We start from the raw sequence: 19,921 nt of genomic DNA, 5'->3' as shown, positions 1-19,921 counted from the left end.
GCTGTCGTTGTCGTCCCCCGCGCCGTTGTGGGGGTGACCCGACGCTTCACGGAACGACGCTGGCCTTCGATCATGACGAGGGCGGTCGGCATCCCGCCCTTCGACCAGCCGAACATGCCTATGCGGTGCGCCACTTCGAGGATGTTCACCGCAGAACACTGCTCCATCAACGAGTTGGCGCGTCAGCCGTTGCGGGCGGCCCCTGGGCCGGTGATGCGTTTGAGCAGAGGGAGGGTCGAGGCGATGATGCCCAGCGAGGCGACGAGGCCGAGGGCGACGAGCGCGTAGTACGCCGCGCCCGGCGACACCAGGTCGTAGTGCATCTGCGATTTCAGGAACAGGGCGGAGGCGGCGAAGGCCGTACCGATCGAGATCGCAGCCACCGCCAGCAGCGGCAGCATGCTCTCCAGGCCGATCACCCGCTGCAGCAACCGCAGCGGCGCGCCGGTGAGCCGCAGCAACGCGAACGCGCGTCGGCGATCCGACAGTCCCGCGACGACGCTCACCGCCAGGCTGCAGCCTGCTATCGGCAGGGTGGTCAGCAGCACCACGTTGGCCAGTTGCCGCCAACCGGCCAGCTCTTGCTGCAAGTTGGTGCCCCAGTCGCCCACCGTGCGGGCCTGTTGGTGCGGGTAGGCGGTGGTGAGCAGGGTCCGTACGCGTTCCATGGCGGCTTTCGACCCGTCGGTGGGCACGTAGACCATCTGCACGGGCAGCCTGGCGAGGGCGGCCGTGCTGATCGAGGCGGCGCGCCACTGGTCCGGCCGCGACTGCAGGCTGACGAAGGCGTAGAAGTCGACGGCCGTGGCGCTCGCTCCGGCCGGGCAGCGGCCGACCATCGGGGTCTGCGCCAGGTCGGAGCAGGACACCAGCGCAGGCGCCTCCGGGCGGGGATCGGTGGGATCCTTGCCGATGCCGTCGGGGTTGGCGTGAACGACGGCCACGCCCCGCACGCCCGGGATCGCCCGCACCTCGGTGAGCAGCCGTGCCGGGATGGCCCCGGCCAGCGGCGCCTCGCCGTCGCCGCCGTCCTCCACAACCGTCCGGGTCTGCCGGTCGCCGCCCAGTGTGCCTCGGTAGTCGTTGATGGTGCCGATGATGCTGACTGTTGCCGTGGTCACGAACAGGGCCAGGACGAGGCCGCTGACCGCGCGGAAGCCGGTCTTCGGGTCGTCGGCGAGCCGGCGCACCGCGATCAGGGCGGCCGGGCGTCGGGTGCGCCGGGCCACCGCCCGGGCGGCGGTCATGGTCAGCCACGGCCCGGCGATCACCAGGCCCAGCATCACCACCAGGAATCCCGGGAGGTAGGCCGCCGTCTGGCCGTTCCCGGTCGCCGGGCGGCGGCCTGCGAAGACGAAGTACGCCAGCTCGGCGAGGCCCGCCAGCAGCGGGATCAGCCGCCAGGCGCGCGGCGGGCGCGGGGTCACCCGGCGGGTCACGCCGAGCGGGGAGATGGTGACCCGGCGCAGCGCGAGGCGCGCCGCGATCGCCGCCGCCACCGGCACGCCGACGACGACGCCGAGGGTCTGCGGGGTGCTGAGCGTCAGATCCGCAAGGAAGAACCGCTGCTGCCCGGTGAGCGGAATGGTGGCGACCAGCGGGCGCAGCGCGGCGTAGAGCCCGAAGCCGGTCACCGTCCCGGCGGCCGCCGCCAGCGCGGACTCCACCGCCGAGATCACCGACACCTGCCGGGGAGTGGCGCCGACCAGCCGCATCGCCGCGTACCGCTGCTCGCGCGTGGCGGCGGACAGACGGGTCGCGGTGGCGATGAAGATCAGCACCGGGAAGATCAGCGCCCCGGCCACCACGGAGGAGATGAGTGTCATCGCGTCGCCGCGCACGGCGTTGTCCCAGCACTCGTTGTCGCAGGTGGATGGCCGGGTGTCGGCGATGGTGGTGACCGCTCTCGCTCCTGGTGCGCCCTTGATCTGGGCGGGGTTACGGCCGATGACGGCGATCAGCGAGTCCGGGGAGGCCAGAGCGGCGTCGCCGATCGTGCCGGTGAGACGCCCGGGGAAGCGGTCGCCCAACTGGTCGGCCGGGGTGTCGCGGATCAGCTGGGCCAGCGCGGGGGAGGCGTAGTACTCGCCGGGCGCGGGCAGGTGCGTCAGGCCGGGCGGGACGGGCGAGTTGGGGCCGGTCGCGGCGACGTCGACCTCGGTGAGGGACTTGCCCTCGTAGTAGTCGCCGTGCGGCCACCACCACAGCCGGTCCGCCGACGCCCGCTCGGTACGGCTCGCGGCGCCGGTGTCGAGCCACACCTGCCGCTGGTTCGTCCGCTCGACGGCGTTCATGCTGGCGAAGGTCGACAGCAGCAGCCCGACGCCGATGGCGACCGCGGCGGCGATCATCGCCAGCCGGGCGACCGCCTCCCGGCCGCCGCTGACCGCGAGGCGGAGCGCGAAGGCGATCACGAGGCGATCCGTCCCGTCGTGAGCAGGCCGGCCTTGCCGTCCCTGACGATGGCCTCCCGGTCGGCGTGCGCGGCGACCCGGGGCTCGTGGGTCACCAGGACGACGGTGGTGCCCTCCTCGTGGGCCGCGTCCACCATCAGGTCCATCACCTGCTCACCGGTCAGCGAGTCCAGGGCCCCGGTCGGCTCGTCGGCGAACAGCACCTTGGGCCGGGCCACCAGACCGCGGGCCAGCGCCACCCGCTGCGCCTGACCGCCCGACAACTCCCCGGAGCGGCGCCGCTCCAGGCCGTCCAGGCCCAGCCGGGCGAACCAGGGCCGGGCCTCGGCGAGCGCGGCTGCCCGGCGCACGCCGGCGAACAGCAGCGGCAGGGCGACGTTCTCCTCGGCGGTCAACTCGGGGACGAGCTGGCCGAACTGGAAGACGAAGCCGAAGGTGTCGCGGCGCAGGGCGCTGCGCTCGGCCTCGCTCAGGGTGTCGATGCGGCGTCCGTCGAAGTGCACCTCGCCCGAGTCGGGGGTGAGGATGCCGGCCAGACAGTGCAGCAGCGTGGACTTGCCCGAGCCGCTGGGTCCCATCACGGCGAACACCTCGCCGGCCTCGATGGCCAGGCTGGCGCCGCGCAGGGCGGGGGTCTCGCCGAAGGAGAGAGTGAGGTCGCGAGCCTCGATCAGGGCGGTCATGTGCGCACCGCCGCTGCGAGCTTGTCCATCCGGGCCGTGGTCAGCTCGATCCATCGCAGGTCGGCCTCCAGGTGGAACAGTCCGTGGTCGGCGAGCAGGGCGTCGATGATCGGGCCGGTGCGGCGCAGCTGGTTCAGCTCGTGCATGCGCTGCAGATGGGCGGCCCGCTGGGTGTCGAGATACTGCTGGGCGTCGCGGCCGAGCATCAGGGCCAGCACGACTTTGGTGAACAGCACGGTCTGCAGGTTGGGCTCGGGGGCCACCGGCTCGGCGAGCCAGGTCTCGAACTCCGTCGCCCCCGCCTCGGTGATCACGTAGCGCTTGCGCTCGGGGCCGACTCCGGGCTCCGCCTCGCCGGCGATGACCTTCCCGTCCCGCGCCAACCGGCCAAGGGTCGTATAGACCTGCCCGTACGGCAGCGGTTTGCCGCGGTTGAAGAAGGCGTCGTAGTCGCGCTTGAGGTCGTAGCCGTGGCTCGGCTCCCGCTCCAGCAGCCCCAACAGGGTGAGAGGAACACTCATGCGAGGACCATACACCGGAGATATACTCTGAGTGTATATCTGCTGAGGGTGCATACTGGTCGTGGGGCCTCGCATCCGTTCGCGGGCCGGTCACCGGCGGCCGGCCAGTCGCCCTGAGCCGACTGTCAGGCACGCTGGTTCAGAGCGTTGGTCAGCGCCCGGTCGGCGGCTCTCGTGCGGCGGCGAGTTCGGCATCGCGTGCTTCCAGCCGGCTGAGGGCTCGACGTTGTGTTCTTCCACGCTGGTGACCGTGCGCCGGAGTTCGTCGATGTCGCCGAAGGCTTCGAGACCCGGCCCGCGCCAGACCTGCTCGCCCAGTGCTTCGGACAGCCGCTTCACCCGTTGCTGGATGCGGGCGGCAAAGCATGTGTTGCGGGCGACATGCGGGCCCTCGATACCGCACCCTGCCGCACGAGAGGAGGCGAGCAGGTACATGCCGTCGCGGCGCAGCCCCAGGGCCTCCCCGATCCGCAGGACCGCGCAGGCCTGCCAGGTCGGCGACAGGCATCGGCGGATCGCGGTTGCTCGGCGTCGCCTCCCAGCCGGCGCAGCAGGGTCCGGGACTCGCGATCGCCAACCGTTCCGCCGCGCCCCGGGTCCCCACCTCCGTGTGACCGGCAACGCCGTCCGGTGTGCCTGGCTGGGCGTCCACCGGATACACCACCCCGGTGGACGGGCTCGCGCCCGATCGGCAGGACCCTGCCGCAGGCTACGGCCGGCCCAGCAGACGCGCGGCCGGGTCCACGGTCGACGGCCTCCGTGTCTGCGTGGTCGGCGCGCCCAGACGCCGGGCGATGTGGCCCTTCCTCCGCCTCCTCGGCGCGCCGCGCAACCCTCCGGCCCGGACCGGACCGCCCACACCGGACCGCCCGCACCGCCTCGCCATGCCCAAGCCTCTTCGCACGCCGCCGCCACAGCACGGCCCAACGACAGCGCCGCGGGCAGGGGTGCACGCCACAGGCGGTCCTGCCGGGCGACCGCTGCGTCCACCCGGCGCCGGAACCAGCCGGGCCGGGAGAGGAACACCACACAACCAGGCGGATCCCGATCACGGCATACGTCCGACGGGCGTACGCCGCTGCCACCCGTGCCCACCAGCGAGCCGGGCGGGCGCGGGAGCCGGATTTCTCGTAGATTGAAGAGCGAGCGACTGGCAGGCAATGCGTGTGACACCGGAGATCGACTACCCAGGGGTGTTCGCAGCCCTTCCGAGCCCGTGCCTGGTGCTCAGCACGGACTTGGTGATCGCCGACGCCAACCCGGCCTTCTGCGAGGTGACCGGACGGAGCAAGAGCGAGCTGCTCGGGCAGTACCTCTTCGACGCCTTCCCGGACAACCCCACCGATCCGGAGGCCGACGGGGTGACGACGCTGAAAGCCTCACTGCACCGTGTGCTGTCCTCCCACCAGACGGATCACATGGCTCTGCAGAAGTACGACATCCCGGTCCCCGGCAACCCGGAGGTGTTCAAGGAGCGGTGGTGGACCGCGATCAACGTGCCCGTCCTCGGCCCGGACGGAAATGTCGCCTGGATCATCCACCGGTCCGAGGACATGACCGATGTCGTCCGCTCCCGCCGCACGGCGCACCTGCCGTCGGTCAGCCCCGGCCGGGAAGCGGCGATGGAGGCCGAGCTGTACGCCCGGGCGCGGCAACTGCAGCAGCTGAACGAGGAACTGCGGCAGGCCCACGCCCGTGAACGGCGCATCGCCGTCGCCCTCCAAGAAGCCATGCTCCACTCCCCGGACCTGGCCCGGCACCCGAATATCGCCGTGCGCTACCTGCCCGCGACCGGATCACTGAACGTGTGCGGCGACTGGTACGACGCGGTCGACCTGCCTGCGGGCCGCTTCACCGTCGCGGTCGGCGACGTGGTCGGCCACGGACTGACGGCAGCCACCGTCATGGGCAGGCTCCGCAGCGCGCTGAGCGCCGCCACCCGCACCGTCCACGGCCCCGCCCAAGCCCTGGAGGTCCTGGGCCTGTACGCCCGCTCGGTCGAGGGAGCACTGGCCGCCACCGCCGTCCAGGTCCTCGTCGACGTCCACAGCCAACTGCTCATCTACAGCAGCGCCGGTCACCCCCCGCCCGTCCTGCTTCACCCGGACGGCTCCTGCGTGCTGCTCGACCAGGCCACCGACCCACCGCTGGGCGCCCGCCCCGACCACGTCCCCCGTCCCCAGGCCAACGCCACCTACACTCCCGGCGACACCCTCATCCTCTACACCGACGGCCTGATCGAACGCCGCGACGAGGACATCGACACCGGCCTGGCCCGCCTGACCGCCATACTCGCCACCTGCACCGAGTTCGGCGCGGAACACCTCGCCGACGCCCTCCTCGCCCGCCTCAACCTCGCCGGCGGCGCCGACGACGACATCGCCATCGTCGTCGTCCGCCTGGACCGAACGACCCGACCGTTCTGACCGGGCCGATGTCGTCGGAGGGGATCGGCGTCCACGACCGCCCGGGCGAACGCTCCCGTGGAACCACGCCGAGGAAGTCCTTCGTGAGACGGCGGTCATCGCGCTCCGCCGACACCGCTCGGAGGCAGCGGCAGGGAACGGGCGCCCGCCTCCGCATCGTCCTGTTCGGCGGTCCCGTCCGCGGGCAATCTCACCGCCGCCCGCCACGATTTCGAGGGGGTCCTCATGTTACGGTGGAGTGCATGAGTGACCGTCCCGTCCCGTTCGCCGAAGCTCCGGCCAAACCGTTGCGCCGTGACGCGCAGCGCAATCGGGATGCGATCCTGGCCGCTGCGCGTGAGGCGTTCGCCGCCCAGGGTCTGGGCGCCTCCTTGGAGGGAGTCGCCCGCGAGGCCGGCGTGGCGATCGGAACCCTCTACCGCCATTTCCCCACCCGGCTCTCGCTGGTCGAAGAACTCTTCGCCGTGAAGTTCCTGGATCTGCTCGAGGCCGCGAAACAGGCCGCCGCGATGGACGACGCCTGGCAGGGGTTCTGCTACTACCTGGAGAAATTCTGCGAACTTCAGGCCTGTGACCGCGCCTTCAACGACCTGGTCTCGGCCCGGCTGCCCACTCATGTGCTCACCAGCCAGGTCCAGGAGCAGGCGAGGGAACTGTCCGGCCAGATCTTCCACAACGCACAGCAGCGGGGCGTCGTGCGCAAGGACGTCACACCAGAGGACATCGCTTTCGTGATCTGGTCCCAGGCGGGCATCATCCAGGCGACCCGCGCCGTGGCCCCCAACGCCTGGCGCCGCCACTTGCACCTGATGCTCGACGCCTTCCGCGCCGAGTGCGCCCACGAACTGCCCGAGCCGCCGCTGACGCCTCAGCAGGTCGAACAGACTCTGATCTCCTTGGAATGCCCCCGTGAGGAATGCCCCGAGTGCGACGAGGGGGAATGATGCGGCCGGGGCCTCGCGGCGCGCGGGGTTCCCGGCGCCGCTGACCAGTACGGGGCTTCCGCCCAAGGCGACAGACACCCGCGACTGACGGGCACAGGACAAGCCCGACGCCTCGAGCCTGATGATCAGGCGCGAGGCGTCGCTGCCGCACCAGGGGCCGGGCTGAAGATCCGCTCCATCGTCCGGTCCTCGCCGACAGGGTGAAAGTCAGCACGGACGGCATACGGATCGCCGGGCTCGTACCGCAGTCCGATGCGCAGGTACACCGACAGGTCGTGCGCCACGACAGGCCGCACCGGCAGTTCGCACACCCCGCTTCGCAACGAGTTCACAGCCCTTGCTCCGATGGTCCAGCGTGACCCGCACCGTTGGTCACAGTGCGCCGTGGGTCGACGGCCGGACCAGCACGAGCTGGTCCACATACCAGCGGTCCACATCGACGGCTTCACGGAGCTGGTCCGCATACCAGCGGTCCACACCAACGGCTTCACGGAGCTGGTCCGCATACCAACGGTCCACACCAACGGCTTCACGGAGCTGGTCCACATACCAGCGGTCCACACCGACGGACTCGCGGACCGGGGTCCCGCCCGTCCACCTGCCTTCGTGCCGGACGTACAGTCGGCGCCCGTCCGGACCATCGTCGCGTTCACCCTCGTGTCCACGCCCATGACGACCCGGGAAAGAGACCAAGCCACCGGCCTTCTCGGGCATGGCGTCGGCAACCTGGCCATGGGCAACAGGTGCCGCAATCGCCGTCCCAGCACTGCCGAGCAGGGCTCCGCCCGCGATCGCGGCGGCGGCGACGGCGACCTGGACACGCGCAAGCAACCTCTTCATCGTCATCTCCATGTCTCGTGCGTGACCGCGCAGGCAGGCGGTCGGCCTCTTCCGTTGGGCTGCGATGCACGCTCGCAGCAGTTCGTCGTGGAGCCGCCCGAACCAAACGGAGGAGGCCCTCATGTTCGACGTTGTCAGCGTAGTCGAGGGGTCCCTCATATTCGCGGTGAGGCTTGTCACAGCAGGTCACGCATCCCCTTCTGGCGTCACGGCCCTGGCGAGACAGCGAGAGCGTGCCTTCGCTCCGAACGCCCCGCTGGTGCTCGCCGGGCCCACAAAGGCCGGGCGTCCGGGCTCACCCCGCCCGTCGACTGCGAGGCGACGGGTTTCGTCCTGTGCGGCGACGGCCTGCCACCGTGTATGTCCGGCCGTTCAAGATGCGGGGGGGTGATTCCCGTGCACGGCGACGGCTGGGCACACTCCAGCGAAGAACGCCCGACATGCTGAGTGACCTCGACGACGCGGGGCAGACCGGGTGCGAGGCATCGGCAGCTCCGGCTGATCGTCAGTCATACAGGCGGGCGGGCTGTGGTGGTGCGGTGCAACAGCGGAGCAGAGAAGGGCCAGCTGAGGAGGTTTCGTCTTCCAAGGTGGTGGCCTTTTGCCGTTTCAGGCGCTGCCCCAGCAGGCACAGGCCGGTGTGCCGTACGAGTGAATCCAGCCGTCCGTTGATTGGCGGTCGGCGTGCCGGCGGGAAGGCCGATCTGCATACCGGACAAGTCACGGGCAGGGAGCGCCCCTATGCCGAAGTTTCTCATCCACGCCACCTACACGCCCGAGGGGACGAAGGGCTTGCTCAAGGAGGGCGCGAGTGGCCGCCGCGCCGCCGTCGACCACGTCGTCGCCGGTCTCGGCGGGACGGTCGAGGCCATGTACTTCGCCTTCGGAGAGGACGACCTCGTGTGCATCCTCGACCTCCCCGACCCAGTCTCCATGGCCGCCGTCAGCCTCAGCGTCAAGGCCAGCGGCGCACTCCACACGCGGGCCACTCCCCTCCTCACTCTCGAGGAGATCGACGAGGCTACGCGCCGACAGGTCACCTTCCGCCCTCCCGGCGCGTGAACCCAGATGGCCGGAAAGGTCGCGCATGATGCGTGCCAGGTCGTGCATCGAAAGTAGATCTTGAGCTGTGGATGATCTCGGTTCATGGGGCGGGGAGATCTCACGGATGAGCAGTGGGCGGTCCTGGAGCAGTCGTTGCCGAAGAGGAGTGAGGTGGAGCGGCCGCCGCCGGTCTGGTCCCGGCGGCAGTTGATCGACGGCATACGGTTCCGGGTCCGCACCGGGGGGCCATGGCGGGACATGCCCGTCGAGTACGGGCCATGGTGCCGGATCCACGACCTGTCTCGCCGGTGTCAGCGAGACTGCACCTGGCACCAGGTTCTCAGCCGGCTCCAGGCCCTGTCCGATACGAAGGGCGCGATCGCGTGGGACCTGAGCGTCGACTCCACCGTGTGCCGTGCCGATCAGCATGCGGCCGGGGCCCGCAAGCAGGGTGAGCTGCAGAAGGAACCACCGGGCGGTGTCTTCGACGAGCCCGGTGATCACGGGCTGGGGCGTTCGCGCGGCAGGTTCAAGGCCAAGCTGCACTTGGCTGTCGAGCAGGCCACCAGGTACGACAAACTCGCGGTCCGCTACGAGGTTAACGTCCTCGTTGCCGCCATCAACGAGTGGTTGTGACGTATTGGTCCGACGACAACTCGAACACCCGAACTCGCCGACCGCCGGTGGGATTGACGGTCTCACGGACCGGACACATCCCCAGCTTGGTCATGATCCGTTCGGAGGCGTCGTTGCCCACTTGAGCGATGCTGACGATCCGTTCCAGCCCTCGCTCTTCGAACCCGAACCGTACAGCGGCCGCAGCGGCCTCGGTGGCCAAGCCCTGCCCCCAGTGGGAACGTCCCAGCCGCCAGCCGACCTCAACCGCCGGCAGTACCTCCGGCAGGAAGTCGGGCACCGACAGGCCCGTGAACCCGGCCAGCTCGCCAGTGGACCGGATCTCCACGGCGAACAGGCCGAAGCCCTGTGTCTCCCACTCGCTCTCCCATGCCTGAATCCCGTCGCGAGTCTGCTGTTCGTCACGGACGCTGCCGTCACGTATCCACCGCATGACCTCGGGGTCGGCATTGATGGCAGCCATGGGCGCAACGTCTTCCTCGCGCCAGCGACGCAGGATCAAACGGGGAGTCTCAAGCGTGACCATCCAATCATTCTGGATCACAAAATGGGCTCTCCGCCATCCTCACCAGGCACTTTCGATACACGTCTCAGACGGGCCGCCCGCCCCGTGTTCCCTTGCGGCGCTGGGCGGCCTTGCTGTCGCGTTGCTCCGGAATCTCGTGGCGGATCCCGCGCCGTCGCAGGTAGGCACGGACGATGCCGTCGCTGTGGACACGGTCCGCGCTGACACTCTCCGGGGTGCGTGGTGGCCGACCCACCCCGTGCGGGCACGCACCCGGATTCGGTCCATCACCACTTCGAACTGGATGCGCCAGGCCCGCTCTCCCGGTGTGTCGACGAGCGCCAGTGGGCGGCACATGCCGTCCGTCGCAAGTGGAGTTTCGTGGTCAGCCCGCCGCGGGACCGGCCGAGCGCCTCGCCCGCCGAATCGCCTCCTGGAGTCGTCGGCCTCGTCGGCGACGGTCCGGACATCCGGCAACAGCTTAGGGGCGGCGTTCAGTCCCGCACGGCCGCATTTCTCGGTGCTCGACGGACCGTTGGGGTCCTGTTCGACATCCGTCAGCAGACCGAACGCCGCGCTTCCGCTGGAGTCACGGATCGACGCCATTGCGTACTCGACGCAGCTCGTCTCAAATGACGGTTCTTCTCCGAGTTCCACTGGGTTCCGTCCATCGGTGGCCATGTTCTCCTGCATGAACCGGTGGTTGGCGCCGGCCGCCGGGTACAGGTTGGTGTCGACCGTCCATGCGGGCTGAAGCCGGGCAGGACACAGCCGGGATGGTTTCCTTGCCCGTGCCAGTCCACTGGGTCTGGACGTGGCCGAACAGAGTGTGTGTGTCCCATGTCGGTCGGCGCGGGTATGAACGACGCGTCCATGTGCCACGAGTGATCAGGAGCTGGTGGCCGAACTCGGCGAAGTTGCTGCCTCTGTCCTTCTTACTCGGGTACGGCCTCGAGCGCTGCTCGAACTCGAACTCGGCGTGTTCAGCCGCGACTTGTCCGGCTCGCTGAGAGGTCGGGCCCGAACTCCGTCATATCCCGGCACCGGTTGGTGCAGGACCTCCTCGCCGACCTCGGTGATTCGTCGCATGTCTGTTTCTCCCCGTGGTGGTGAGGATGCTGTGGAGGACGGGAAACAGGCTTCCGGGCTGCCGGAACCCTCCCTACCCTCCCGGAAGCATGACAACAGAACACGCGCAGCAGCCCCGGCCGGCCGTCGGGCATTCCCGCAGACGTTTCCTCACGGCCGCCGGCGGCGCGGTCGGCGCGACCGCGTTACGGCCCGGAGCGCGGGCAGCCGCGGCCACGCCCTCCCGCCGGCGCGTCGCCGTCCTCGGCGGCGGAGTCTCCGGGCTCAGCGCCGCCCACGAACTCGCTGAACGCGGCTACGCCGTCACCGTCTACGAGTACTACGACACCCTCGGCGGCAAGGCCCGCTCGATGGACGTGCCCGGCACGGCCGCCGACGGCCGCAAGCCCCTGCCCGGTGAGCACGGGTTCCGCTTCTTCCCCGGCTTCTACCGGAACCTGCCGGACACGATGCGCCGCATCCCCTTCCCCGGCAACGCCGACGGCGTCCACGGCAACCTCCGCACCGCCACCGAGGAGTTGTTCGCCCGCGGCTCCGGCCGCCCCGACCTGCACTTCCCGCTGCGCAGGATCACGACCCCGCCGGCGCCCGGCGACATCACCGCGTCCTGGATCCGCGACCAGATCCTGTCCGCCCTGGACGTGGGCACCCGCCTGCCCGCCCACGAGGTCGCGTACTTCGCCGACCGTCTCCTTGTCCACCTCACCAGTTGCGACGCACGGCGCGAGGGCCAGTGGGAGAAGGTCGCCTGGTGGGACTTCATCCGCGCGGGGGAGATGAGCAGGGAGTACCAGACGCTCCTCGGCATCGGGCAGACCCGCAACCTCGTCGCCACTCGCGCCGAGGTGGCGTCGACCAGGACCGTGGGGCGCGTCATCATCGAGGCGCTGATCCTGTGGGGCCTGCTCGGCCGCGGGTTGGACGGCGACGCCGACATCGACCGCGTCCTGAACGCTCCCACCAGCGAGGCCTGGATCGACCCCTGGGAGGCGCACCTGCGCTCGCTCGGCGTCGACTTCGTGACCGGCACGCAGGTATTGGAGGTCGGGTACAAGGGCGGGCGGGTGACCGGCGTCCGCGTCGCTGCCCGCGACGGCGGCCACGAGCGGGCGGTCACCGCCGACCACTATGTCTCCGCCATGCCCGTCGAGCACGCCCGCGCCACCTGGGGCACGGCTCTGCGCGCCGCCGACCCGCAGCTCGGCCGGTGCGAGGCGCTGAAGACGGACTGGATGACCGGCGTGATGTTCTACCTGCGCACGCCCACACCCGTCGTGCACGGCCACATCAACTGCCTCGACTCACCCTGGTCGGTGACGGCCATCGGCCAGGCGCAGTTCTGGGACGTACGGGACTTCTCCCGCGACTACGGCGACGGGCGGGCTCACGACTGCCTCTCCGCAATCATCTCGGAGTGGGACAAGCCGGGCATCCTGTACGGCAAGACGGCCAAGGAGTGCACGAGGGACGAGATCGTCGCCGAGCTGTGGGCGCAGCTGAAGGACGGGCTGAACGACACGGGCAAGACCACGCTCAGGGACGAGGACCGCCTCGGCTGGTTCATGGACCCGGCGGTGACAGGCCTGGGCGGCCCTGACCCGCACAACCGCGAACAGCTCCTCATCCACCCGACGGGCACGCTCTACCATCGTCCCTCGGCGCGGACGGCGATCCCGAACTTCTTCCTCGCGGGCGACTACGTCCGCACCGACGTCGACCTGGCGACCATGGAAGGTGCCAACGAGTCAGCGCGGCGAGCCGTCAACGCCCTGCTCGACGCCGACCGCTCGGACGCCGAGCGGTGCCGTGTGTGGGAGCTGTACCGGCCGCCGGAGATGGAGCCCCTGAAGCGGATCGACGAGGTGCGCTACAGACTGGGACTGCCCAACACCTTCGACCTGGGGTGAGCGGTTCTCTCTCCCCCGCGCCCTCTCCCTGTGCGTCAGCTTCGCGGTGTGCACCAGGCACCAGACGCAGGAGAAGGTCGAGGGCGTACCGGGCGGCTGTGCGGCGGTGGAGGGCGAAGGCTGCGGCGAGGGCAGGGCCACGGTGATCGCGCCGAGCGCGGCTGTCACGCGTATCTTCCCGGCGACGACACCGGCGAGGCCGACCTTGGTGAACGGTGCGGCGGGCGTGCGGCGCGCGGCGCCCGCCCGCAAGCCCTCCTGGCAGACGGTGTGGCGACCTGGGATCTCCCCTCCGATCCCCCGGTCGTCGGCCACGCACGAGCACTCACCGTCCCCGGCTCATCCGGCACCGGTCACTCGTCTGCGAGATCGCGGACGGCACAGGCGCGCCCCCGCGCGTAGGGGTCGCCTCCGAAAGCGGCGAACGTGGCCGCAGCCTCTTCATGGTCGCGCCGCCGGTCGACCGCCGGGGGCACCCGCTGCTCCGAGAGCGGCAAGACCATCTGGGCGGAGCAGCCGGCTCCCGCCGGCGTCCCGTAGCACGGCCGTGGCTGTCCGGATCGGTGTCCAGGGACCTGGCGATGTCCTCCCGGGCGACGAGGTACCCGAGCGCCGCGACGTGGACCACCACGTGCAGAACAAGGCTTTTGGTCAGCACCGAACCAGCACTCGCCTTGTCGGGCCACTACGGCCCGGACCAGTACACGGCCCCCGGCCGACGACGCTCCGTGCGGTCGCCGGTCAGGGCAGCGTCCAGAACCGGACCGTGACGAGGTAGAAGACGACTGCCCAGAAGGCTATCGCCACCACGACGACACCGAGGCCACGGACGTTGGCCCTTGCCGGCTCGTCCGGCGACGGCCGCAGCCAGCGCCCGAGCAGCGGGTTCACGTAGTAGGGCATGGTGAGGAAGCTCATGAGGAAACTCGAGAGCAGGTTTCCCACGAGCAGGCCGATCCAGAGCGGCATGTGCAGCGGGGACAGAGCCAGCGTCAGGAGCACGACAGTCGGGTAGAGGCCGACCCAGACGGCGAGGGAGGTCCTGGTCTCGGAGGGCGGCGGCGGTGCCTCCTTGCCGTTGCCCTCGAAGGCGAACCAACTGCCGAACGAATTGTCGATCGTGTGCAGTTTGAAGTCGCTGAACTTCTCGCCCTCGGCCAGGATCTTCTGCCGTTCGGGCGATGTCAGCCAGGCGTCGAGGTGTTCGGCGCTGTCGTAGCGGTACAGCGTGGTCCATTCCTCCTGGAGCCCCTCGATGGGACGGAAGAGCTCCGTCCCGCGAAACCCCTCGAACTTGCTCTCCTCCTGGACCATGCGGTGCTGCCAGGCGAGGAAGTCGTCGACCTGGTTCGGGTGGACGCGGTGGGTGACCACCACGGTGACCAGCGGATCCAGTGCCTGCGTGCCGCTGCTGACCACCTGCTGGGTCGCAGGGCCGTCGAAGTACTTGGCGCCGACGTCGAGATACGTCTGCCTGGTCGCGCTGTTGATCCACGCCTGCAGATGCGCCACCGAGTCGAACCTGTACACGACGACCCAGTCGGGTTGCAGCGATGTCGGCGGTGAGATCTCGGCGCCGAGGAAGCCGGGGTAGTAGGCGGCCGCAGAGTTGAGGTCCTTCTGCCACGCCTCGAACTCGCGCTCCACGCCGGGCAGGACCTTCTGCCCGATGATCGCCGTCGCCGCGGCAGCTATGTTCTTTCCGGTGTTCATGGTGGCTCAACCTGTCGACACCGACTGCTCTGCGGGGAGTCGGCCGTAGATGCGTTCCGGAGTCAGCGGCAGCGCACGGTAGCGGACGCCCGTCGCGTCATGCACCGCGTTCGCGAGCGCGGGGGCCACCGGGTTGATACAGCACTCGGCCATCCCCTTGGCCCGCATGGGCCCCACCGAATCCGCCGAGCCCACCAGGAGCACCTCGGTACGGGGGACGTCGGCGTAGGTGGGGATGCGGTAGTTTCGGAGGTTCGGGTTGACCATGACGCCGCTGTCGTCCACGTGGTGGTTCTCGGTCAACGCGAAGCCGATCCCCTGGGCGACACCGCCCTCCACCTGTCCCCGGACCTGCGCCGGGTTGATGATCACCCCGGCGTCCGCCGCGTGCACGCTGTACAGGATCCGTATCTCACCCGTCACGCGGTGCACGGCGACCCGGAACCCCTGCGTGTTGGAGGTGACGCTCCGGGGCGAGCCGTATGCCTTGCGTGCGGCGGTGAAACGGATTCCACGCGCCCGGGCCAACGCGACGAGTTCGGCCAGGGACACGCGCCGGTCCCCGCAGACGACACCGTCGTCGTCCATCGTGCACATCACGACATGGACGCCCGTGTGCGCCGCGGCGAATTCCAGGATGCGGTCGCGCACGGCATTGGCCGCCCGCAGGACCGCGTTGCCCGCCACGAAGAGGCCCGCGCTCGCGAAGGCACCGGTGTCGAATCCCGTGCGGTCGGTGTCGGACTGCACCAGACGGATCCGGGAGGGTGTCGTGCCCAGCTGGTTGGCTGCGATCTGGACATGGGCCGTGGAGGTTCCCTCCCCGAACTCGGGGGTTCCGACGGCCAGTTCGTAGATGAGATCGTCGCCCAGGGTGACCCAGGCTTCGGAGAGGTGTTCCGTCGGGGGCGCGGTCTCATGCAGGGAACTCGCCGCTCCGGCTCCGACGAGCCACTCGGGACCGGGAGGGGGCAGGTCGGCCGTACGGGCCAGGGCATCGTCCACGAGGTCGATGCACTTGGCGAGTCCGTCCTCGGTGAAGATGACGTCGTCGGGGCCGTCGTGCAGGGCGACCAGGGGCTCACCCGGCCGCACGATGTTGCGTCGGCGCAGTTCCAGCGGGTCGATCTGAAGGGCGCGGGCCAGTTCGTCCATGGCCGACTCCACGGCGAACGCCGGCTGCGTCATCCCGTAACCTCGCAGCGCCCCGCTCGGCACGGTGTTCGTGTAGACGGAGTACGCGTCATATTTCTTGTTGGGGCAGCGGTAGATCATGACGGCGGCCCCGCCCGCGTACAGCGTTTCGCCGCCGTGGTTGCCGTAGGCGCCGGTGTTCGACACGTTGCGTATCTGGAAGGCGGTGAGCGTTCCGTCGGCCTTCGCGCCGAGCTTGACCGTCAGGGTCATCGGATGCCGCGGGGAAGCTGTGGTGAACTCCTCCTCGCGGGTGTACTCGAGGCAGGTGGGCCGCCCGGTGTCCAAGGTGGCAAGCGCGACCAGGTCCTCGGCGATCACCTCCTGTTTGCCGCCGAATCCGCCGCCGACGCGCTTGCAGAACACCCTCAGCTGGTCCGGGCGCAACGCGAACAGGTACGCCAGTTTGACCTTCGCGATCGACGGTGACTGCGAACTGGTGCGGACGTTCAGCCGGCCGTCCTCCATCCAGGCGATGGAACCATGGGTCTCCAGATGCGCGTGCTGCACCCGAGGCGAGAAGTATGTGCCTTCGTGGATCACGTCGGCCGCGGCGAATCCCGCGTCGACGTCGCCGATGTGCGAGTGGAGTTCGAGCAGGAGGTTGTGGACGGGGTCCCGGACGAACGGATCGTGGGAGCCGTGCAGTTGGGGTGCCCCGTCCGCCATCGCCGCCTCCGGGTCGAACACCGCCGGCAGCACCTCGTACTCGACCGCGAGACGCCGGCAGCCCTCCTCGGCCGCCCCGACCGTGTCGGCCAGGACCGCGGCGACGCGCTGGCCGGCGAAGCGGACCGTGTCGTCGAGGATGTAGGTGTCGTCCGGGTCGACCAGGTGGTCGGTGTGGATCGCCGTGGTGAAGCGCCTGCGGGGTACGTCTTCCCAGGTGTAGACCCGGTGCACCCCGGGCACCGCGAGCGCGGCGCTCCTGTCGACCGAGAGGATCCGGGCGTGCGCGTGGGGTGAGTGCAGCACCTTGAGGTGCAACATGCCGTCGATGCGCGTGTCCATGGTGAACTCGGCGTGACCCGTCACCACGTCGTGGCCCGCGGGAGCGCCGACGCTCGTCCCGACGGCCTTGCCCGGTGCCGCCGTCTCCACCGCACTGACGCCCTTCACGGCGTCCTCGATCGCCCGGTATCCGGTGCAGCGGCAGAGGTTGCCCTTCAACGCCCGTGGCAGATCCGCCTTCTGGTCCTCGGTGAAGGTCGCCGACGTCATGATCATCCCTGCGGTGCAGAAACCGCACTGGAACCCCGGGGCGTCCTCGAACTGCCGCTGCATGGGATGGAGGGCGCCGGGCCGTCCAAGGCCTTCGATCGTGGTGACCTCGCGGCCGTCCGCGCGGAACGCGGGGGTGATGCAGCTGTGCACCGGTACGCCGTCCAGCCAGACCGTGCAGGCGCCGCAGTCGCCCGCGTCGCACCCCTTCTTGACGCCGAAGTGGCCGAGTTCGCGCAGGAAGGTGCGCAGGCACTGGCCGGGCGCTGGTTCCCGGTCGAATGCCTTGCCGTTCACGAGGTAGCTCATGCCAGGTCCCCAGCCGTGAGTTCGCGGCAGATCTCTTCGGCGAAGTGCCGTGTCAGATGCCGGCGGTGGTCAGGGGTCCCGTTGGGATCGGCGAACCAGACGTCGGCCGGCACGGCGTCGATGCTCTGCCGCAGGGTTCGAACATCGGGCAGGGAGTCGAAGGCGATGCGGACCGGCCGCGTGGTGCCGGCGGTGACCGTGAGTACCAGGTCACTCGCTCCCAGCCGTTGCGTGCCGACGAGGAACACCGTCGAACGGCCGAGCCGGGTCAGCGTGAAGCGACGGTGCGCGGTGCGTTTGCGCAGCGCGCGCTCCGGAATGGTGATGCGCCGAAGGATCTCCCCGGGGGCGAGAACGTTCTGGTGGTCGCCCGTGACGAAATCGAGGGCGTCGACGAAGCGCACGGAGCCGTCGGGCGCCCAGAGTTCGTACTGCGCCTCCAGTGCGACCGACAACGTGATCATCGGTCCGGCGGGCAAGGACATGCAGATGTTTCCGCCGACGGTCGCCGCGTTCCAGACCTTGAACGAGGACAGGAATGCCTCACAGCTTTTCCGGAAGAGGATTCCGGCGGTCCAGGCCTGCGGCCATGGGAAGGCGTACAGGTCGCGAATGGTGCATGTGGCGCTGATCTCCAGGCCCTCGTCGGTCGGAACAAGAGGTTCCCAGCGCAACGCCGTCAGGTCGATCAGCCGTCGCAGGTCCGGCTGCTCCGTGGAATAGAGCCATGTTCCGCCTGCGAGCCAGGCGTCGCCCTCGTGCCAGTCCCTGCCTGGCCGCTCGGACGGTCGCCGGATGACTTCGGTGATGGTGTTCAGGTCCATGAAAACCGACCTACGGGAGAACGGACCCCGGGAAGGCAACTGTCCCCTGGCACTGTGGGATTTCCCGCTGACCGAGCAGGTGTCGGCCGCCATGCCGCGCCGTTCGGGGCGGCTGAGCCGCGAGGGACCGGCGAGCACACTCTCGCTACAGCTTATCGCAGCAGGCGGATGAGAGCCCGGCCAAGGAAAGCTGAAAGTAGCTGACCAACTCCGGACCGTAATGGCGCTCGTCGGGTGGCACGCCCACGCGAAGGGCCGGCATGCGGCCGGCACGACGGCCTGACATCTGGCCGCTCCCGGACTCGCCACAGCGAATCCGCTGCTACATGCGACGAGCGCCTCGGTCGCGTCACCACGTCGGGTGCCTCCAGCGGCGGCGAACCGCGGTCCTCGGCCGGGGAGAGCGGCACGCCATCGCGGAGGCGAGGCGGATCCCGCCGATCACTTACCGGCGGAAGGTGGTCCGCGGCTGGGATTTCTTCAACTGGTGGTGTAGATAGGTCAGTTGTTGCGACTCCTAGATCGCGGCAGGCGGTGATCGCGGTAACTGCAGTTGCTCTTCCTGCGATCACCGACCCCCCTCATGCACAGCGAAAGGCACATGTATGGCGAACAACCGCAGGACGCGCTACGGCGGACGGATGGTGGCGCTCTCAGCGGCTGCCCTGGGCATGGTCGCGGCGATAGCCGTTCCGGCTTCGGCCGATGACCAGCCCACCCGGGCACAGCTCATAGCCGACTGCGACACGGGTGAAGGGAAGTGCACCTTCAACGAACCGCAGTTGGGCCAGGCGTACCTCGGAGAGTTCCACCGGGTCTCCGACTCGCTCTACAACTGCAGCACCTCGCCTGCCACCCAGTCGATGACCTGGTCCGACACGGTCGGTTCCACGGACTCGGCGGGCGTATCCGTGACGGCGGGCGGCAAGATAGCCGGAATCATCGACCTCAGCGTGACGGCGACTTACAGCCACACCTGGTCGAGCACGCACTCGGAGACCAGCTCCGTCAACATGACCGTGAAACCTGGTGAAGTCGGCTGGATCTCCCGTGCGCAGGTGATGCAGACCGTCTCCGGCACATGGCAGACCCATTACGACAACCGGAAGTGGGGTCACTATTTCTGGTTCGTCCCCGACGTCATCACCGGGCCTGCCCCGAACGGGACGGACGGCCAGAGCAACGCGGTGGTCGTGAAGTCCAGGAAGATGACCGCTGAGGAGAAGCAGTCCTGCTCCAGCCACTCCGGTAAGGCCAAGACGTTCGTCGTCCACGGCTGATCCCCCGATCGTGCTCCTGGCTGCCTCGCGGTCCGTATACCCGCGAGGCAGCCGGGGGCGGCTCAGCAGGGCGGCCGGCGAGCAGCCCCGATCCCGTGCGGCGGTTCGTGGACGGGAGGGAGCCTCGTGCCGGATGCGTGGCGCACGGTGGCCGCCTCGCTCGAACCCGGCGTGCTGTCGGTTCGTGCTGGACACGGCCCTGAGATCACGGCCACCGGTCACGTCCGCCGCCGGAGATCATTACGTGACATCCGATCTACGCCCGCCCAGGTTGGCCGGGGAGGCGTGCAGCCCTGTGAGACTGCGTGCCGTCACGTCCTGGACGGCGGGGCGGCACCGGCCGGCCTGGCGGTCAGTACGAGGTCCGGCGG

15 protein-coding genes are annotated in these 19,921 nt (G+C 69.5%); 6 read left to right on the top strand and 9 right to left on the bottom strand.

Going from position 1 to position 19,921, the window contains the following annotated elements; translation table 11 throughout:
• Positions 1-182 precede the first annotated feature (182 nt).
• From ACWDEN_RS38090 to ACWDEN_RS38075, 4 genes are all read right to left on the bottom strand, one after another.
• Positions 183-2,414, bottom strand: coding sequence for an ABC transporter permease (locus tag ACWDEN_RS38090; protein WP_351610867.1), 2,232 nt, complete (start codon positions 2,412-2,414; stop codon positions 183-185).
• Positions 2,411-3,097, bottom strand: a complete 687-nt coding sequence (locus tag ACWDEN_RS38085; RefSeq protein ID WP_351610864.1) for an ABC transporter ATP-binding protein — start codon at positions 3,095-3,097, stop codon at positions 2,411-2,413. The genes ACWDEN_RS38090 and ACWDEN_RS38085 overlap by 4 nt, the downstream gene beginning before the upstream one ends.
• Positions 3,094-3,618 carry a PadR family transcriptional regulator gene (locus ACWDEN_RS38080; RefSeq protein WP_351610861.1) on the bottom strand — a complete coding sequence of 175 codons (525 nt, stop codon included), beginning with the start codon at positions 3,616-3,618 and terminating at the stop codon, positions 3,094-3,096. Before ACWDEN_RS38080 ends, ACWDEN_RS38085 begins: the two co-directional genes overlap by 4 nt.
• Before the next feature lie 90 nt (positions 3,619-3,708).
• Positions 3,709-4,053, bottom strand: coding sequence for a hypothetical protein (locus ACWDEN_RS38075; RefSeq protein ID WP_351610858.1), 345 nt, complete (start codon positions 4,051-4,053; stop codon positions 3,709-3,711).
• Positions 4,054-4,778: 725 nt separating this feature from the next.
• Here ACWDEN_RS38075 and ACWDEN_RS38070 point away from each other — a divergent pair.
• On the top strand, positions 4,779-6,044 hold the full coding sequence (locus ACWDEN_RS38070) for a SpoIIE family protein phosphatase (protein ID WP_450862497.1): 1,266 nt from the start codon (positions 4,779-4,781) through the stop codon (positions 6,042-6,044).
• Positions 6,045-6,286: 242 nt separating this feature from the next.
• Complete coding sequence (locus tag ACWDEN_RS38065) at positions 6,287-6,988, top strand: TetR/AcrR family transcriptional regulator (protein ID WP_351610855.1); 702 nt, start codon at positions 6,287-6,289, stop codon at positions 6,986-6,988.
• 372 nt (positions 6,989-7,360) lie between these two features.
• On the opposite strand, the gene ACWDEN_RS38060 is transcribed toward ACWDEN_RS38065, so the two are convergent.
• Positions 7,361-7,840 (bottom strand): hypothetical protein, encoded by a 480-nt coding sequence (locus tag ACWDEN_RS38060; RefSeq protein ID WP_450862495.1) that lies wholly within the window; start codon positions 7,838-7,840, stop codon positions 7,361-7,363.
• A 729-nt stretch (positions 7,841-8,569) separates the two neighbouring features.
• Between ACWDEN_RS38060 and ACWDEN_RS38055 the strand changes: the two genes are divergently transcribed.
• Both ACWDEN_RS38055 and ACWDEN_RS38050 read left to right on the top strand, forming a co-directional pair.
• Positions 8,570-8,890 (top strand): GYD domain-containing protein, encoded by a 321-nt coding sequence (locus ACWDEN_RS38055; protein ID WP_450862493.1) that lies wholly within the window; start codon positions 8,570-8,572, stop codon positions 8,888-8,890.
• Between the two features lie 84 nt (positions 8,891-8,974).
• Complete coding sequence (locus ACWDEN_RS38050) at positions 8,975-9,508, top strand: transposase (protein WP_450862491.1); 534 nt, start codon at positions 8,975-8,977, stop codon at positions 9,506-9,508.
• Here the strand turns inward: ACWDEN_RS38050 and ACWDEN_RS38045 are convergent.
• Positions 9,492-10,034 (bottom strand): GNAT family N-acetyltransferase, encoded by a 543-nt coding sequence (locus ACWDEN_RS38045; protein WP_450862489.1) that lies wholly within the window; start codon positions 10,032-10,034, stop codon positions 9,492-9,494. The two genes, ACWDEN_RS38050 and ACWDEN_RS38045, sit on opposite strands and share 17 nt — an antisense overlap.
• 1,157 nt (positions 10,035-11,191) lie before the next feature.
• On the opposite strand from ACWDEN_RS38045, the gene ACWDEN_RS38040 reads away from it, so the two are divergent.
• Positions 11,192-13,009, top strand: a complete 1,818-nt coding sequence (locus ACWDEN_RS38040) for a hydroxysqualene dehydroxylase (protein WP_450862487.1) — start codon at positions 11,192-11,194, stop codon at positions 13,007-13,009.
• A gap of 741 nt (positions 13,010-13,750) precedes the next feature.
• Here ACWDEN_RS38040 and ACWDEN_RS38035 read toward each other — a convergent pair.
• The 3 genes from ACWDEN_RS38035 to ACWDEN_RS38025 are packed head-to-tail and all read right to left on the bottom strand — an operon-like array spanning position 13,751 to position 18,270.
• On the bottom strand, positions 13,751-14,722 hold the full coding sequence (locus ACWDEN_RS38035) for an antibiotic biosynthesis monooxygenase (RefSeq protein WP_351610842.1): 972 nt from the start codon (positions 14,720-14,722) through the stop codon (positions 13,751-13,753).
• A gap of 6 nt (positions 14,723-14,728) precedes the next feature.
• Positions 14,729-17,446, bottom strand: a complete 2,718-nt coding sequence (locus ACWDEN_RS38030; protein ID WP_450862486.1) for a molybdopterin-dependent oxidoreductase — start codon at positions 17,444-17,446, stop codon at positions 14,729-14,731.
• Positions 17,443-18,270 (bottom strand): FAD binding domain-containing protein, encoded by an 828-nt coding sequence (locus tag ACWDEN_RS38025; RefSeq protein WP_351610838.1) that lies wholly within the window; start codon positions 18,268-18,270, stop codon positions 17,443-17,445. The genes ACWDEN_RS38030 and ACWDEN_RS38025 overlap by 4 nt, the downstream gene beginning before the upstream one ends.
• Before the next feature lie 605 nt (positions 18,271-18,875).
• On the opposite strand from ACWDEN_RS38025, the gene ACWDEN_RS38020 reads away from it, so the two are divergent.
• Positions 18,876-19,550, top strand: a complete 675-nt coding sequence (locus tag ACWDEN_RS38020; RefSeq protein ID WP_351610835.1) for a hypothetical protein — start codon at positions 18,876-18,878, stop codon at positions 19,548-19,550.
• Positions 19,551-19,921 lie beyond the last annotated feature (371 nt).

This window comes from Streptomyces sp. NPDC001153, from assembly GCF_053598315.1.
The sequence above is the reverse complement of the archived record's forward strand: the minus strand, read 5'-3'. Positions and strand labels throughout refer to the sequence as shown.

What these genes read in the sequence shown, in the direction of transcription:
- ACWDEN_RS38080 (WP_351610861.1), bottom strand. Translation starts at nt 3,618, where the DNA reads ATGAGTGTTCCTCTCACCCTGTTGGGGCTGCTGGAGCGGGAGCCGAGC.
- ACWDEN_RS38040 (WP_450862487.1), top strand. Translation starts at nt 11,192, where the DNA reads ATGACAACAGAACACGCGCAGCAGCCCCGGCCGGCCGTCGGGCATTCC.
- ACWDEN_RS38030 (WP_450862486.1), bottom strand. Translation starts at nt 17,446, where the DNA reads ATGAGCTACCTCGTGAACGGCAAGGCATTCGACCGGGAACCAGCGCCC.
- ACWDEN_RS38085 (WP_351610864.1), bottom strand. Translation starts at nt 3,097, where the DNA reads ATGACCGCCCTGATCGAGGCTCGCGACCTCACTCTCTCCTTCGGCGAG.
- ACWDEN_RS38070 (WP_450862497.1), top strand. Translation starts at nt 4,779, where the DNA reads ATGCGTGTGACACCGGAGATCGACTACCCAGGGGTGTTCGCAGCCCTT.
- ACWDEN_RS38055 (WP_450862493.1), top strand. Translation starts at nt 8,570, where the DNA reads ATGCCGAAGTTTCTCATCCACGCCACCTACACGCCCGAGGGGACGAAG.
- ACWDEN_RS38060 (WP_450862495.1), bottom strand. Translation starts at nt 7,840, where the DNA reads ATGGAGATGACGATGAAGAGGTTGCTTGCGCGTGTCCAGGTCGCCGTC.
- ACWDEN_RS38020 (WP_351610835.1), top strand. Translation starts at nt 18,876, where the DNA reads ATGGCGAACAACCGCAGGACGCGCTACGGCGGACGGATGGTGGCGCTC.
- ACWDEN_RS38045 (WP_450862489.1), bottom strand. Translation starts at nt 10,034, where the DNA reads ATGGTCACGCTTGAGACTCCCCGTTTGATCCTGCGTCGCTGGCGCGAG.
- ACWDEN_RS38035 (WP_351610842.1), bottom strand. Translation starts at nt 14,722, where the DNA reads ATGAACACCGGAAAGAACATAGCTGCCGCGGCGACGGCGATCATCGGG.
- ACWDEN_RS38050 (WP_450862491.1), top strand. Translation starts at nt 8,975, where the DNA reads ATGGGGCGGGGAGATCTCACGGATGAGCAGTGGGCGGTCCTGGAGCAG.
- ACWDEN_RS38065 (WP_351610855.1), top strand. Translation starts at nt 6,287, where the DNA reads ATGAGTGACCGTCCCGTCCCGTTCGCCGAAGCTCCGGCCAAACCGTTG.
- ACWDEN_RS38075 (WP_351610858.1), bottom strand. Translation starts at nt 4,053, where the DNA reads ATGTACCTGCTCGCCTCCTCTCGTGCGGCAGGGTGCGGTATCGAGGGC.
- ACWDEN_RS38025 (WP_351610838.1), bottom strand. Translation starts at nt 18,270, where the DNA reads ATGGACCTGAACACCATCACCGAAGTCATCCGGCGACCGTCCGAGCGG.